The following is a 14,639-nucleotide window of genomic DNA, read 5'->3' as shown; positions in this document are numbered from 1 at the left end:
AGAATCATAAGCGTAGGGATTTGCCCCGGCTTGCATTAGGCTCAGGCGTGAGTCCCAACCGGTAACGCAAAAGTATCCGGACGTTCACGATCAAAAATTTCGTTAGCCCACAGCATAACAATCATCTCATCATCACCGACGTTCGTAATATCGTGAGTCCAGCCTGGAACTGTTTCCACTATGCGAGGTTGCTCGCCCTGGGTGAACAACTCATAGAATTCACCCGACACAATATGGCGGAAGCGGAAGCAGGCATTGCCTTTGATGACCAGGAACTTCTCGGTTTTACTGTGATGGTAATGTCCACCGCGCGTGATCCCAGGATGAGCAGTGAAATAAGAAAACTGCCCACTGTCCTTGGTCTTCAGCATTTCGACAAATACGCCGCGCGGATCGCCATACTTTGGAACCTCATAGGTGAACTGCTCGACAGGTAAGTAACTCACGTAAGTCGAATACAGCGCACGCACCAGTCCAGCACCTACGGGCTCACTGATCAGCGTGGCACGACTCTCGTGGAATGCGTGCAATTGATCCGCCAATTCCCCCACCGTCACTCGGTACACGGGGCTAACTTCGTTGACCGCGTCGATGGAGGCTCCAGCATCCATCGCCACAATAAAAGAATCGATGACATCATCGATGTAGACCAGGCTGACTTCAGCTTGTCGATCATTAATCTGAATCGGTAATCCCCGCGTGATGTTGTGGCAAAAAGTCGCTACAGCGGAGTTGTAATCAGGCCGTGCCCACTTTCCGAACACATTCGGCAAGCGCAGTACGTGAACCGTGGAGCCGTGACTAAAGTGCAAGTCTTCCAATAGCTGCTCGGCAGCTCGCTTGCTGACTCCATAGGGATTGTCGCGCTCGGCCTGAATCGAGGAGGTATATAACACGGGTATAGGCTTGCCACTCGCCTTGATGGCGTCACAAAGCGCGGATGTCAGGTCCGTGTTGCCAACCTTGAATTCGTCCTGAGACTGCGGTCGATTGACCCCGGCCAAGTGAAAAACAAAGTCAGTATCGGCCACCATTGAAGGCAATTGGGCGAGGGTGTTTTCCCGGGTAAAGGGCACAACCTCTATATCCTTTCGCTCACTCAGGTGCGCAACCAGGTTTTTGCCGACAAAACCGTTTGCCCCCGTGATCAATACCTTCATGACTCACTCCTCCGGCGTAGCATGTTCGCCACGCTGGATAGCCTGCATGAAATCGAGCTTGAGCAAGAGACGCTGCATGCCAGCCACATCCAACCTTTCGGTGTTATGGGAATTGTAGTCTTCAGTTCGAGAGATTTTTTCTTCGCCCAACTCCACGAACTTGGAGTAGTTCAGATCGCGCAAATCTGGAGGAACACGATAGTAGTCACCCTTGTCTTCGGCGCACGCCATCTCTTCACGACTGAGGAGTGCTTCAAACAACTTCTCACCGTGTCGAGTTCCGATGACCTGTATCGGATGCTCAGGTTTGCCAACCATTGCGGTGAGTGCCTTGGCGAGGGTCTCGACCGTAGCAGCCGGCGCTTTCTGCACGAAGAGATCGCCATTGCGACCATGCTCGAACGCATACAACACCAGGTCGACGGCATCCGCGAGCGTCATCATAAAACGCGTCATGTTCGGGTCGGTCAAGGTCAATGCCTGATCCGCTCGAATCTGCTCGATAAACAAAGGAATCACAGAACCGCGGGAAGCCATGACGTTACCGTAGCGAGTACCGCAGATGACGGTTTTTTCGTCATCCACATTGCGGGACTTGGCAACCATCACCTTTTCCATCATCGCCTTGGATATCCCCATGGCATTGATAGGGTAGACCGCCTTGTCGGTGCTAAGGCATACAACACGTTTAACGGTGTTCTGAATGGCGGCTTCGAGCACATTCTCAGTGCCGATGATATTGGTCTTGACCGCTTCCATCGGGTGAAACTCACAGGAAGGAACCTGCTTGAGCGCTGCGGCGTGAAAAATATAGTCAACACCGCGGGTAGCGTTAAGGACACTTTGATAGTCGCGCACATCGCCAATATAGAATTTCAGCTTGGGATTGGCGTAACGCTTGCGCATATCATCTTGCTTCTTCTCATCTCGGCTGAAGATGCGAATTTCAGCAATGTCACTGTCGAGGAAGCGTTTAAGAACCGCATTACCGAAAGAGCCGGTACCGCCAGTGATAAGAAGCGTTTTTCCGCTAAACATAATAGGTCCTAGAGCAACCCGCACAGCACGACAAGCTTTTAGCCGGCCACTCACCTCAAAACCTGCTGACCAACATAACCTACTCGTCCCCGGCAATGGCTCGGAGGTCAAGAGACTCAAGGAAAACGTCGAAGCTTGATGGCATGCAGGCTGAAAAATCAGCGTTGTGTGGTGCAGTTAAAGATGAAGGGGTTGAAATTGACCACTATTTTAAGCCCTGCACCCTCAAAGTCAAAAGCGATCACGTATGCGCGACTTTCAGCCGCCTTCCACGTGGCGACTGATATCTGAATCTCACAGACAATACAGGAAAGAGCCGGCAGCTCTTTGCAACGGCTAGTTCTTCAAACCCGAACGTTTGCGCCCGAGTAGCAGGCTCAATGCAGGCCCGACAGCCAATCCAACGATTAGACCCAGTGTCACGAAAACTGAAACTGGAAGCTCAGCCGTGGTCCAGCCAAGAAAAGATAATGACGCAGCTTGTTGGTTCTCCAGTACAAAGGCCAATACAACCAGAGCCAATAATAGGACGAACACTGCCAGTAAAACGCGCTTGAATCTAAGCATGATCTTCTCCGAGGCAAAATCGAATCAAAGCCCCTCTTCCTCATCCTCATTCACCCGATCCCGCAGTTCCTTCCCCGGCTTGAAATGAGGCACAAACTTCCCATCCAGACTCACCGACTGCCCAGTCTTAGGGTTGCGCCCCACTCGCGGTGCGCGGTAGTGCAGCGAGAAGCTGCCAAACCCACGGATCTCAATCCGATCCCCGGTCGCCAGGCACTGGGACATTTGCTCGAGCATGGTCTTGATAGCCAGCTCCACATCCTTGGATGAGAGCAGCCCTTGATGGGTGACAATTCGTTCGATCAACTCCGACTTCGTCATATTTTTCCCTTCTTTTTCAAGCAGCTAGGAAAAGCGCTTCGAAGGTTTTAGCATGACTTGATGAATTTGAACAGCCCGCTCGACAACTTATCTGCAGGATAGATGACAACCCGCTATAGGTCGATTCCATCGTCAATTACAGATCACCAGCATGGTTCGCGTTACCGCGCCGGCGGGGTTCCAGCCGAAAGGATAGTCACCCTCCTCATCCTTGGCGTCGCTGGATCGGGTGATGACCTTGTAGCCCTGCATCTTGCATTCGCGGGCCGCTCGCTTCTCGCACTTCTCCCACTTGTTACCCAGCCCTGAGCAATCGACCTCAATGCCGCTGACGCCGCGCTTGGCGTGGGTCTTGGCACTGGTGGCAGAGCAGCCCGCGAGCATGAGCACTGCGATTATTACGATAAGTCTGTTCATTCATATCCTTATTGAAGCAACCACGCTGAACGCGTTTTTGTTAAGACTATAGTCAGTTCTGACAGTGAGCTATACGCCCCGGTTCTCGGTTGTTGATTCAATAAATTTCAGGCACAAAAAAGGGCGACCGAAGTCGCCCTTTTTCTATGGTCTGACAGAACTTAGTTCTGTTTTTCCATTTGTGCACGCAGCAGGTCACCCAGAGTGGTAGGACCAGCAGCAATTTCAGAGGTAGCTGGCTTGTCGCGCAGGCTCTGGATTGCTTCTTTCTCTTCAGCATCGTCTTTCGACTTGATGGAGAGCTGGATTACGCGGCTCTTGCGGTCAACGCTGATGATCTTGGCTTCTACTTCCTGGCCTTCTTTCAGAACGTTGCGCGCGTCTTCAACGCGGTCACGGCTGATTTCGGAGGCTTTCAGAGTCGCTTCGATATCGTCGGCCAGAGTGATGATGGCGCCTTTAGCGTCAACTTCTTTCACAGTGCCCTTAACGATTGCGCCTTTGTCGTTGTCCTGAACGTATTCAGAGAACGGGTCGCTTTCCAGTTGCTTGATGCCCAGGGAGATACGCTCACGCTCTGGGTCAACCGACAGGATAACGGTGTCCAGCTCGTCGCCCTTCTTGAAACGACGAACAGCTTCTTCGCCCACTTCGTTCCAGGAGATGTCGGACAGGTGAACCAGGCCGTCGATGCCGCCGTCCAGACCAATGAAGATACCGAAATCGGTGATCGACTTGATGGTGCCGGAGATTTTATCGCCCTTGTTGAACTGGCCAGAGAAATCTTCCCATGGGTTAGATTTGCACTGCTTGATGCCCAGGGAGATACGACGACGCTCTTCGTCGATGTCCAGAACCATAACTTCCACTTCGTCGCCGACTTGTACGACTTTCGAAGGGTGGATGTTCTTGTTGGTCCAGTCCATTTCGGAAACGTGTACCAGGCCTTCCACGCCTTCTTCCAGCTCAGCGAAGCAGCCGTAGTCGGTCAGGTTGGTAACACGCGCGGTCACGCGAGTGCTTTCTGGATAACGCGCTTTGATAGCAACCCATGGATCTTCACCCAGTTGCTTCAGGCCCAGGGAAACACGGTTGCGCTCGCGATCGTATTTCAGAACCTTGACATCGATCTCGTCGCCAACGTTGACGATTTCGGAAGGATGCTTGATACGCTTCCAAGCCATGTCGGTAATGTGCAGCAGGCCATCCACGCCACCCAGGTCGACGAATGCGCCGTAGTCGGTGAGGTTTTTGACGATACCTTTGACTTGTTGGCCTTCCTGCAGGGATTCCAGCAGAGCTTCACGCTCGGCGGAGTTCTCTGCTTCCAGGACGCTGCGACGGGAAACGACAACGTTGTTGCGTTTCTGGTCGAGCTTGATGACCTTGAATTCGAGTTCTTTGCCTTCCAGGTGCGTGGTGTCGCGCACTGGACGAACGTCGACCAAAGAACCTGGCAGGAACGCACGGATGCCGTTAACGTCGACAGTGAAGCCGCCTTTAACCTTACCGTTGATAACGCCCTTGACCACTTCTTCAGCTGCGAAGGCTGCTTCGAGAACAATCCAGCATTCAGCGCGCTTGGCTTTTTCACGGGACAGCTTGGTTTCACCGAAACCGTCTTCAACCGAGTCCAGAGCAACGTGAACTTCGTCACCGACATTGATAGTCAGGTCACCAGCATCGTTGTAGAACTGTTCCAGCGGGATCAGAGCTTCAGACTTCAGACCAGCGTGAACGGTTACCCAGCGAGCTTGGTAATCGATATCAACGATAACACCGGTGATGATGGAGCCTGCCTGAAGGTTCAGGGTTTTTAGGCTTTCTTCAAAGAGTTCCGCAAAGCTTTCGCTCATTTTAATTCCTGTTGATAAGGGCGAAGAATACGCCCATCTCCACACCCCAGACGGTATGGGTCAGTTTCAATTAAAAGAAGCACCACAGGACTATGACTGGTCCCCTGCGGCCTTCTTGGTCACCCGGCGATATCGCGAATGGCGATCTCGCTCATGATGCGTTCCAGCACCTGCTCGATGGACAGCTCCGTGGAATCCAGCTGTATGGCATCAGCCGCCGGCTTGAGCGGGGCTACTGCGCGCTGGGTATCACGCTCATCGCGTGCACGGATCTCATCTAGCAGACTCGACAGACTAACACCATCGACTTTGCCCTTCAACTGCAAGTAACGGCGGCGAGCTCGCTCCTCTGCGCTGGCGGTCAGGAAAATCTTCAATGGCGCGTCGGGAAACACCACGGTCCCCATGTCACGGCCATCGGCCACCAGCCCCGGCGGCTCCTGGAAAGCCCGCTGACGCTGCAGCAGCGCATCGCGCACGGCCGGCAGCGCGGCAACCTGGGAAGCCCAGGAGCCGACTTGTTCATTACGCAGGTCATCCGTCACATCGTCCCCTTCGAGGATGATGCGCTGGGGATGACCTTCCGTCGCGCCGACGAACTGCACGTCGAGGTGCGCTGCCAGCAGCTTCAGGGATTCTTCGTTGGTCAGGTCGACGCCATGGTTGCGAGCGGCAAACGCCAGCAAGCGGTACAACGCGCCCGAATCCAGCAGGCACCAGCCCAGGCGCTTGGCCAGGATGCCGGCGATCGTGCCTTTGCCCGAGCCACTTGGCCCGTCGATGGTAATCACCGGTGCTTTGATATTCACAATTGAGCCTCTTGGGCAACACGGATGCCGACTTGGGCACACAGTGTAAGAAAGTTCGGAAAAGACGTAGCAACATTGGCGCAGTCACGGATACGAATCGGCACCGCCGCCCGCAGGGAAGCAACGCTGAACGCCATGGCAATCCGGTGATCGCCATGGGCATGGACTTCACCACCGCCCATCAGGCCACCGTCAATGATAATCCCATCAGGGGTTGGTTCACACTTCACGCCCAACGCCAGCAGACCGTCGGCCATGACCTGGATGCGGTCGGATTCCTTCACGCGCAGCTCTTGTGCGCCTCGCAACACGGTACGCCCCTCGGCACAGGCTGCTGCGATGAACAGCACCGGGAACTCATCGATTGCCAACGGCACCAGTGCTTCGGGAATGTCGATCCCTTTCAGCTTCGCCGCGCGCACCCGTAGGTCGGCAACCGGCTCGCCGCCGACTTCGCGCTGGTTTTGCAGGGTGATGTCCGCCCCCATCAGGCGCAGGATATCGATGACACCCGTACGCGTCGGATTGACACCTACATGCTCCAGCAACAACTCGGAGCCCTCGGCGATCGAAGCGGCCACCAGGAAGAACGCCGACGAGGAAATGTCCCCTGGCACCTCTATATGGGTAGCGGTCAAGGTATGGCCCGACTCCAGCGAAGCCGTCGCCCCCTCCACCGCGACCGGATAACCAAAACCGCGCAACATGCGCTCGGTGTGGTCTCGGGTCGGCGCAGGCTCGATCACCGCAGTCTTGCCCTCGGCATACAACCCCGCCAGCAACAGGCAGGATTTGACCTGGGCACTGGCCATCGGCATGGCGTAGGTCAGGCCTTTCAAGGATTGGCCGCCACGGATCGTCAGCGGCGGGCGCCCTTGCGGCCCCGTCTCGATCACTGCGCCCATTTCCTGCAGCGGCTTGGCGACGCGGTTCATCGGGCGCTTGGACAGCGAAGCGTCGCCCGTCAGCACGCTGTCGAAGCGCTGCGCGGCCAGCAGGCCCGACAGCAGGCGCATGGAGGTTCCCGAATTACCGAGATAGATAGGCCCCGGCGCTGGCTTCAAGCCATGCAAGCCCACGCCATGGATGGTCACGCGCCCATGGTGCGGGCCTTCGATGACCACGCCCATGTCGCGAAACGCCTGCAAGGTCGCCAGGGCGTCTTCACCTTCGAGGAAACCCTCGACCTCGGTCACGCCCTCGGCCAACGAACCCAGCATGATCGACCGATGGGAGATCGACTTGTCGCCCGGCACCCGCATGTGTCCGCTCAAGCGGCCGCCCGGGTTGGCGAGGAAGGTCAGGTCATCGGTGTTCACAGCAGTTTCCATGTAGGCCCGGCGCGCCAGGATCTTGCTGAAATGCTCACGCGCCACCCGCGCACGGGTGAACACGCCCAATAATTGATGGCCATCGCCGGCATCAACCGCGTCGCGCAAGGCGTCGAGGTCGCTGCGGAAGGTGTCCAGGGTGCGCAACACCGCTTCGCGATTGGCGAGGAAGATGTCGTGCCACATCACCGGGTCGCTGCCGGCAATCCGCGTGAAGTCGCGGAAGCCACCGGCGGCGTAACGGAAAATCTCGAGGTTCTCGTTGCGCTTGGCCAGGGAATCCACCAGGCCAAATGCCAGCAAATGCGGCAGATGGCTGGTCGCGGCCAGCACTTCGTCGTGACGCTCAACCTGCATGTGCTCGACATCCGCCCCCAGCTCACGCCACAGGCGATCCACCACCGCCAAGGCCGCCGGATCGGTTTGCTCCAGCGGTGTCAGGATCACTTTGTGACGACGGAACAGCTGCGCATTCGACGCCTCCACCCCGCTCTGCTCGGAACCGGCGATCGGATGGCCCGGCACGAAACGCGCTGGCATACCGCCAAACGCCTGTTGCGCCGCGCGCACCACATTGCCCTTGGCACTGCCGACATCCGTCAGGATCGCCTGGCCCAGGTCCATGCCCGCCAACACGGCCAGCAATTTCTCCATGGCCAGGATCGGCACGGCCAGCTGGATCACATCAGCGCCTTGGCACGCGAGCGCCAGGTCCGCCTCACAGCGATCCACCACCCCCAACTCAACCGCCAACTTGCGCGATTGCGGGTCCAGGTCCACGCCAACCACTTCGCCACACAACCCGCTTTCACGCAGGCCTTTGGCGAAGGATCCGCCGATCAACCCCAGGCCGACCACCACCAGGCGACCGATCATAGGCACAGCAGGTTGCAATGCAGTGACATCAACCACGAGCCAGGACCTTGGCCAACGCCTCCAGGAAGCGGCTGTTTTCAGCCGGCAAACCGATGGTGATACGCAGGTGGTTCGGCATGCCGTAGTTGGCCACCGGACGCACGATCACGCCTTCGCGCAACAGGCCCTGGAATACCGGGGCAGCCTCTTGGCCGAGGTCGACGCAGATGAAGTTGCCCTTGGACGGAATCCAGCCCAGGCCCAGCTCACGGAAACCGTCCTGCAACTGCAGCATGCCGCTTTCGTTGAGGCGACGGCCCTCTTCCAGGTACTCGGCATCCTTCACCGCCGCACAGGCTGCCGCCAGGGCGAGGCTGTTGACGTTGAACGGCTGGCGCACGCGGTTCAGCACATCGGCGACCACCGCAGTGGACAGGCCATAGCCGACGCGCAGCGACGCCAGGCCATACGCCTTGGAGAAGGTGCGCGAGACCAGCAAGTTGGGGTACGCCGCCAGGAAATCGAGACCGTCCGGCAGGTCGCTGCCCTCGGCATACTCGATGTAGGCCTCGTCCAGCACCACCAGCACGTGCTCCGGCACGTCTTGCAGGAAGTCGTCCAACGCCTGGGCATCGAACCAGGTGCCGGTCGGGTTGTTCGGGTTGGCGATAAACACCACGCGGGTCTGTGCGTCGATGGCCGCCAGCATGGCCGGCAGGTCATGGCCCCAGTCCTTCGCAGGAATGACGCGCGCGTCGGCGCCGACAGCCTGGGTCACGATCGGATAGACCGCAAACGCGTGCTCACTGAACACCGCGTTCAAGCCCGGCGCGAGGTAGGCACGACCGACCAGCTCAAGGATGTCGTTGGAGCCGTTACCCAAGGTCACCTGGTTCAGTTCGACCCGGCACTTGTGCGCCAGCAGGGACTTGAGCGCAAAGCCGTTGCCATCGGGGTAGCGGGTCAGCTCGGCCAATTCCTCACGGATCGCCGCCAAGACTTTGGGGCTAGGGCCCAGCGGGTTCTCGTTACTCGCCAACTTGACGATCTTGGAAGGATCCAGGTTCAACTCACGCGCCAGCTCGTCCACAGGCTTGCCCGGAACGTAAGGCGACAGTTGTTGCACGCCCGGCTGGGCCAGGGCGAGGAAGTTGCCACTCATGTTAAAGCCTCACAAAACCGCTTTCGGGTAAGAGCCCAGCACCTTGAGTGCCACGGCTTCCTGACTGATTTTCTCGAGCACACCCTTGACCAGCGGGTCGCGGTGGTGGCCGATGAAGTCGATAAAGAACACGTACGTCCACTTACCGCTGCGCGAAGGACGTGTCTCGATGCGCGTCAGGTCAATCCCGTTATCGTGGAACGGCACCAGCAGCTCATGCAGCGCGCCGGGCTTGTTGCTCATGGAGACGATGATCGAGGTCTTGTCGTCGCCGGTCGGCGGCACTTCCTGGCTGCCGATCATCAGGAAGCGCGTGGAGTTGTCCGGGCGATCCTCGATTTTCTCGGCCAGGCGCGTCAGGCCGTAAAGGCCCGCGGCCATGTCACCGGCGATGGCTGCCGAATTCCACTCACCCTTGACCCGCTTGGCCGCCTCGGCGTTGCTGGAGACCGCCACGCGCTCGACATTCGGGTAGTGCGCATCCAGCCACTTGCGGCACTGGGCCAGGGACTGGGCGTGGGAGTAGATGCGGCTGATGCTGTCGGTCTTGGTGTTCTCGCCCACCAGCAGGTGGTGGTGGATACGCAGCTCGACTTCGCCACAGATCACCATGTCGTGTTCGAGGAAACTGTCCAGCGTGTGGTTGACCGCGCCTTCGGTGGAGTTTTCCACCGGCACCACGCCAAAGTTCACCGCACCGGCCGCGACTTCACGGAACACTTCATCGATCGCCGCCATGGGCTTGCTGATCACCGCGTGGCCGAAGTGCTTCATGGCCGCCGCTTGGGTGAAGGTGCCTTCAGGGCCGAGATAGGCGACTTTCAGCGGCTGCTCAAGGGCCAGGCACGAGGACATGATTTCACGGAACAACCGCGCCATCTCTTCGTTGCCCAACGGGCCTTTGTTGCGTTCCATCACGCGCTTGAGCACCTGGGCTTCACGCTCGGGGCGGTAGAACACCGGCACTTCGCCTTCCGCCAGGGACGCCATTTTCACCCGTGCCACTTCCTGGGCGCACCGCGCGCGCTCACTGATCAGCTCCAGGACTTTCTCGTCCAGGCTGTCAATGCGTACACGCAGGGCCTTGAGTTCTTGCTCAGACATTAGCCGTGTTCCTTTTCGAACTCTGCCATGTAGGCAACCAGCGCCTTGATGGCGTTGATGTCGACAGCGTTGTAGATGGAGGCGCGCATGCCACCGACCGAACGATGGCCCTTGAGGTTCAGCAGGCCGCGCTCGTCGGCACCGGCCAGGAATGGCTTGTCCAGGCGATCGTCAGCCAGGCGGAACGGCACGTTCATCCACGAGCGGTCGCTCAGGTTGATCGGGTTGCTGTACAGGCCGCTGGCGTCGATGAAGTCGTACAGGGTGCGCTTCTTCTCTTCGTTCAGCTTGCCCATGGCCGCTACGCCGCCCTGCTCTTTCAGCCACTCGAAGACCAGGCCGGACAAGTACCAGGCGAACGCCGGCGGGGTGTTGTACATCGAGCCGTTATCGGCCGCGACCTTGTAGTTGAGCATGGTCGGGCAGAGCGAACGGGCACGACCGAGCAGGTCTTCGCGGATGATGTTGACCAGGATGCCGCTCGGGCCGATGTTCTTCTGCGCGCCGGCGTAGATCATGCCGTACTTGGACACGTCGATCGGGCGCGAGAGGATGTCCGAGGACATGTCGCACACCAGCGGCACGTCGCCCACTTCCGGTACCCAGTCGAATTCCAGGCCGCCGATGGTTTCGTTAGCGACGTAGTGCACGTAGGCAGCGTCCTTGGACAGCTTCCACTCGTTCTGGCCTGGAATCGCGAAGTAGTCATAAGGCTTGGCGGTGCCCGCCACATTGACGTGGCCGTAGCGGGAGGCCTCTTCAATGGCCTTCTGGCCCCAGATACCGGTGTCGATGTAGTCGGCGGTGCCGTCTTCCGGCAGCAGGTTCAGCGGCAGCTGGGCGAACTGCTGGCTGGCGCCGCCTTGCAGGAACAACACTTTGTAGTTGGATGGGATGTCCAGCAAGTCGCGCAGATCCTGCTCGGCCTTGGTGGCAATGGACACGAACTCATCGCTGCGATGGCTCATTTCCATCACGGAGAGGCCTTTTCCATGCCAGTCGAGGAGTTCACCCTGCGCGCGCTGCAGGACTGCTTCAGGAAGCGCCGCGGGACCGGCACAGAAGTTATAGGCTCTCTTGCTCACATCCAATCTCACTCTGATCTGGTGGGGCTGCAATCATGTTCGGCAACAACCTTTCTCTGGAGCGAACCCTTGTGGGAGCTGGCTTGCCTGCGATAAGGGCACCTCGGTAGCGCAGTGATACCGCGGCGCTGCCATCGCAGGCAAGCCAGCTCCCACATTGACCGCGTCCAGCCAAAGGACGTGTTATTTCACAAGGGACAAACAACAAGGGGGCGAATCTTCATCCGCCCCCTGTGTGTCCGCTTATTCCTGCGGTTCTTCTTCGTCTGCGGCAGCGTCGAGGGTTGGCTCGTCGACGTTGTCATCGCCTGCTGCGATCACCTCGCCTTCGAATTCCTCGCCTTCCAGCTCTTCGCCTTCGACTTCCGACGGCTCCTGGACACGCTCCAGGCCGACCAGCTTCTCGTCCTTGGCCAGCTTGATCAGCGTCACGCCCTGGGTGTTACGGCCCAGGCTCGACACTTCAGCCACACGGGTACGCACCAAAGTGCCCTGGTCGGAAATCAGCATGATCTCCTCGCCATCGAGCACCTGGACCGCGCCGACCAGACGGCCATTGCGGTCGTTGCTGACCATGGCAATAACGCCCTGGCCGCCACGCTTGTACTCCGGGAACTCGCTGATGGCGGTGCGCTTGCCATAACCGCGTTCGGAAGCGGTGAGGATCTGGCTGCCTTCTTCCGGGATCAGCATCGAAATCAGCTTCTGCCCTTCTGGCAGGCGCATGCCGCGCACACCGCGAGCGGTACGGCCCATGGCGCGAACGTCGGATTCCTTGAAGCGCGTGACCTTGCCGCCGTCGGAGAACAGCATGACTTCACGCTCGCCATCGGTAATGGCAGCGGAGATCAGCACGTCGCCTTCGTCCAGCTCCAGGGCGATCAGGCCCACGCTGCGCTGACGACTGAAGGATTCCAGCGGGGTCTTCTTCACGGTGCCTTTGGCGGTGGCCATGAAGATGAAGTGACCTTCGGTGTATTCCTCGACCGGCAGCATGGTGGTGATGTATTCATCACTGTCCAGCGGCAGCAGGTTGACCAGCGGACGACCACGGGCGGCACGGGACGCTTCCGGGATTTCGTAGGTTTTCAGCCAGTACACCTTGCCTTTGCTGGAGAACAGCAGCAGCGTGGTGTGGCTGTTGGCGACCAGCAGGTGAGCGATGTAGTCCTCATCCTTCACGCCAGTAGCCGATTTACCTTTACCACCACGACGCTGGGCCTGGTACGCAGCCAGGGGCTGGGTCTTGGCGTAGCCACCGTGGGAGATGGTCACCACACGCTCTTCTTCCGGGATCATGTCACCCAGGGTCAGGTCGAGGCGCGCATCGAGGATCTCGGTGCGGCGCACGTCGCCGTACTCGGCGCGGATCACTTCCAGTTCTTCGCGGATCACTTCCATCAGGCGCACGGCGCTGCTGAGGATGCGGATCAACTCGCCGATCTGGTTGAGGATCTCCTGGTACTCGGCCAGCAGCTTCTCGTGCTCCAGGCCGGTGAGGCGGTGCAGGCGCAGTTCCAGGATGGCCTGGGCCTGTTCCGGCGACAGGAAGTACTTGCCTTCGCGCAGACCGTATTGTGGGTCCAGGGTCTCCGGACGGCACGAGTCGGCGCCAGCACGTTCAACCATGGCCACCACGGCGCTGGATTCCCAAGGGGTGCTGATCAGCGCCTCTTTGGCTTCCGACGGGGTAGGCGACGCCTTGATGAGGGCGATCACCGGGTCGATGTTCGACAGCGCAACCGCCTGGCCTTCCAGGATATGGCCGCGCTCGCGGGCCTTGCGCAGTTCGAACACGGTGCGGCGGGTGACCACTTCGCGGCGGTGACGCACGAAGGCTTCCAGCAGGTCCTTGAGGTTCAGGATGCGCGGGCGGCCGTCGATCAGTGCAACCACGTTGATACCAAACACGCTTTGCAGCTGGGTCTGGGCGTAGAGGTTGTTGAGGATCACCTCGGGCACTTCGCCACGACGCAGCTCGATCACCACGCGCATGCCGTCTTTGTCGGACTCGTCGCGCAGCTCGGTGATGCCTTCGAGCTTCTTCTCCTTGACCAGCTCGGCGATCTTCTCGATCAGACGCGCCTTGTTCAGCTGGTACGGGAGCTCGGTGATGACGATCTGTTGGCGGCCACCGACCTTGTCGATGTCTTCGATGATCGAGCGGGCGCGCATGTAAATGCGGCCGCGACCGGTGCGGTAGGCTTCGATGATGCCGGCGCGACCGTTGATGATCGCGGCGGTCGGGAAGTCCGGACCGGGGATGTATTGCATCAGCTCATCGACCGTCAGCTCGGGGTTGTCGATGAGGGCCAGGCAACCGTCGATGACTTCACCGAGGTTGTGCGGCGGGATGTTGGTCGCCATGCCCACGGCGATACCGCTGGAACCGTTGACCAGCAGGTTGGGGATCTTGGTCGGCATGACGGCCGGGATCATTTCGGTGCCGTCGTAGTTCGGCACCCAGTCCACGGTTTCTTTGTGCAGGTCGGCCAGCAGCTCGTGCGCCAGCTTGGTCATGCGCACTTCGGTGTATCGCATGGCCGCGGCGTTGTCGCCGTCGACCGAACCGAAGTTGCCCTGGCCGTCTACCAGCAGGTAGCGCAGGGAAAACGGCTGGGCCATCCGAACGATGGTGTCGTACACCGCAGTGTCGCCGTGAGGGTGATACTTACCGATCACGTCACCGACAACACGGGCAGATTTCTTGTACGGCTTGTTCCAGTCGTTACCCAGCTCGCTCATCGCGAACAGCACACGCCGGTGCACGGGCTTCAAGCCATCGCGCGCATCAGGCAGTGCCCGACCGACAATTACGCTCATCGCGTAGTCGAGGTAGGACTGTTTCAGCTCGTCTTCGATATTGACCGGGAGGATTTCTTTGGCCAGTTCGCCCATGAGAAGCCTGATTCCTTTTTCGGGTGAAACCTCGTC

12 protein-coding genes are annotated in these 14,639 nt (G+C 58.8%); all 12 read right to left on the bottom strand.

Translation table 11 applies throughout. The features are described 5' to 3' along the window. Positions 1-41 precede the first annotated feature (41 nt). A complete protein-coding gene (gene wbjC / locus ATH90_RS08625; RefSeq protein ID WP_098466074.1) occupies positions 42-1,160 on the bottom strand; it encodes a UDP-2-acetamido-2,6-beta-L-arabino-hexul-4-ose reductase in 1,119 nt (372 codons plus the stop codon). A 3-nt stretch (positions 1,161-1,163) separates the two neighbouring features. Further along, positions 1,164-2,198, bottom strand: coding sequence for a polysaccharide biosynthesis protein (locus ATH90_RS08620; RefSeq protein ID WP_098466073.1), 1,035 nt, complete (start codon positions 2,196-2,198; stop codon positions 1,164-1,166). 336 nt (positions 2,199-2,534) lie between these two features. Then, entirely contained in the window at positions 2,535-2,765 is a 231-nt protein-coding gene (locus tag ATH90_RS08615; RefSeq protein ID WP_098466072.1) for a lipopolysaccharide assembly protein LapA domain-containing protein, read from the bottom strand. A gap of 24 nt (positions 2,766-2,789) precedes the next feature. Further along, positions 2,790-3,086: an integration host factor subunit beta gene (gene ihfB, locus ATH90_RS08610; protein ID WP_003369729.1), complete on the bottom strand. Its 297-nt coding sequence runs from the start codon at positions 3,084-3,086 to the stop codon at positions 2,790-2,792. Between the two features lie 132 nt (positions 3,087-3,218). Further along, entirely contained in the window at positions 3,219-3,503 is a 285-nt protein-coding gene (locus ATH90_RS08605; protein ID WP_098466071.1) for a hypothetical protein, read from the bottom strand. 161 nt (positions 3,504-3,664) lie between these two features. Further along, a complete protein-coding gene (gene rpsA, locus ATH90_RS08600; RefSeq protein ID WP_034102645.1) occupies positions 3,665-5,359 on the bottom strand; it encodes a 30S ribosomal protein S1 in 1,695 nt (564 codons plus the stop codon). Positions 5,360-5,478: 119 nt separating this feature from the next. Continuing rightward, on the bottom strand, positions 5,479-6,168 hold the full coding sequence (cmk, locus tag ATH90_RS08595; RefSeq protein WP_034102642.1) for a (d)CMP kinase: 690 nt from the start codon (positions 6,166-6,168) through the stop codon (positions 5,479-5,481). After that, complete coding sequence (locus ATH90_RS08590; protein WP_244906011.1) at positions 6,165-8,375, bottom strand: bifunctional prephenate dehydrogenase/3-phosphoshikimate 1-carboxyvinyltransferase; 2,211 nt, start codon at positions 8,373-8,375, stop codon at positions 6,165-6,167. The genes cmk and ATH90_RS08590 overlap by 4 nt, the downstream gene beginning before the upstream one ends. A 28-nt stretch (positions 8,376-8,403) precedes the next feature. Next, complete coding sequence (gene hisC / locus ATH90_RS08585) at positions 8,404-9,516, bottom strand: histidinol-phosphate transaminase (protein WP_069022430.1); 1,113 nt, start codon at positions 9,514-9,516, stop codon at positions 8,404-8,406. Positions 9,517-9,525: 9 nt separating this feature from the next. Next, positions 9,526-10,620, bottom strand: a complete 1,095-nt coding sequence (pheA, locus tag ATH90_RS08580; protein WP_003172650.1) for a prephenate dehydratase — start codon at positions 10,618-10,620, stop codon at positions 9,526-9,528. Then, positions 10,620-11,705 carry a 3-phosphoserine/phosphohydroxythreonine transaminase gene (gene serC / locus ATH90_RS08575; protein WP_034102635.1) on the bottom strand — a complete coding sequence of 362 codons (1,086 nt, stop codon included), beginning with the start codon at positions 11,703-11,705 and terminating at the stop codon, positions 10,620-10,622. Before serC ends, pheA begins: the two co-directional genes overlap by 1 nt. Positions 11,706-11,948: 243 nt before the next feature. Further along, entirely contained in the window at positions 11,949-14,603 is a 2,655-nt protein-coding gene (gene gyrA / locus ATH90_RS08570; RefSeq protein WP_010211963.1) for a DNA gyrase subunit A, read from the bottom strand. Between the last annotated feature and the right edge of the window lie 36 nt (positions 14,604-14,639).

The organism is Pseudomonas lurida, from assembly GCF_002563895.1.
Classification (GTDB): domain Bacteria; phylum Pseudomonadota; class Gammaproteobacteria; order Pseudomonadales; family Pseudomonadaceae; genus Aquipseudomonas; species Aquipseudomonas lurida.
This window is presented reverse-complemented; position numbering and strand designations above follow the sequence as displayed.

Coding starts and splice junctions, on each gene's coding strand:
- wbjC (WP_098466074.1), bottom strand. CDS start 1,160: ATGAAGGTATTGATCACGGGGGCAAACGGTTTTGTCGGCAAAAACCTG.
- ATH90_RS08620 (WP_098466073.1), bottom strand. CDS start 2,198: ATGTTTAGCGGAAAAACGCTTCTTATCACTGGCGGTACCGGCTCTTTC.
- ATH90_RS08615 (WP_098466072.1), bottom strand. CDS start 2,765: ATGCTTAGATTCAAGCGCGTTTTACTGGCAGTGTTCGTCCTATTATTG.
- ihfB (WP_003369729.1), bottom strand. CDS start 3,086: ATGACGAAGTCGGAGTTGATCGAACGAATTGTCACCCATCAAGGGCTG.
- ATH90_RS08605 (WP_098466071.1), bottom strand. CDS start 3,503: ATGAACAGACTTATCGTAATAATCGCAGTGCTCATGCTCGCGGGCTGC.
- rpsA (WP_034102645.1), bottom strand. CDS start 5,359: ATGAGCGAAAGCTTTGCGGAACTCTTTGAAGAAAGCCTAAAAACCCTG.
- ATH90_RS08590 (WP_244906011.1), bottom strand. CDS start 8,375: ATGATCGGTCGCCTGGTGGTGGTCGGCCTGGGGTTGATCGGCGGATCC.
- hisC (WP_069022430.1), bottom strand. CDS start 9,516: ATGAGTGGCAACTTCCTCGCCCTGGCCCAGCCGGGCGTGCAACAACTG.
- pheA (WP_003172650.1), bottom strand. CDS start 10,620: ATGTCTGAGCAAGAACTCAAGGCCCTGCGTGTACGCATTGACAGCCTG.
- gyrA (WP_010211963.1), bottom strand. CDS start 14,603: ATGGGCGAACTGGCCAAAGAAATCCTCCCGGTCAATATCGAAGACGAG.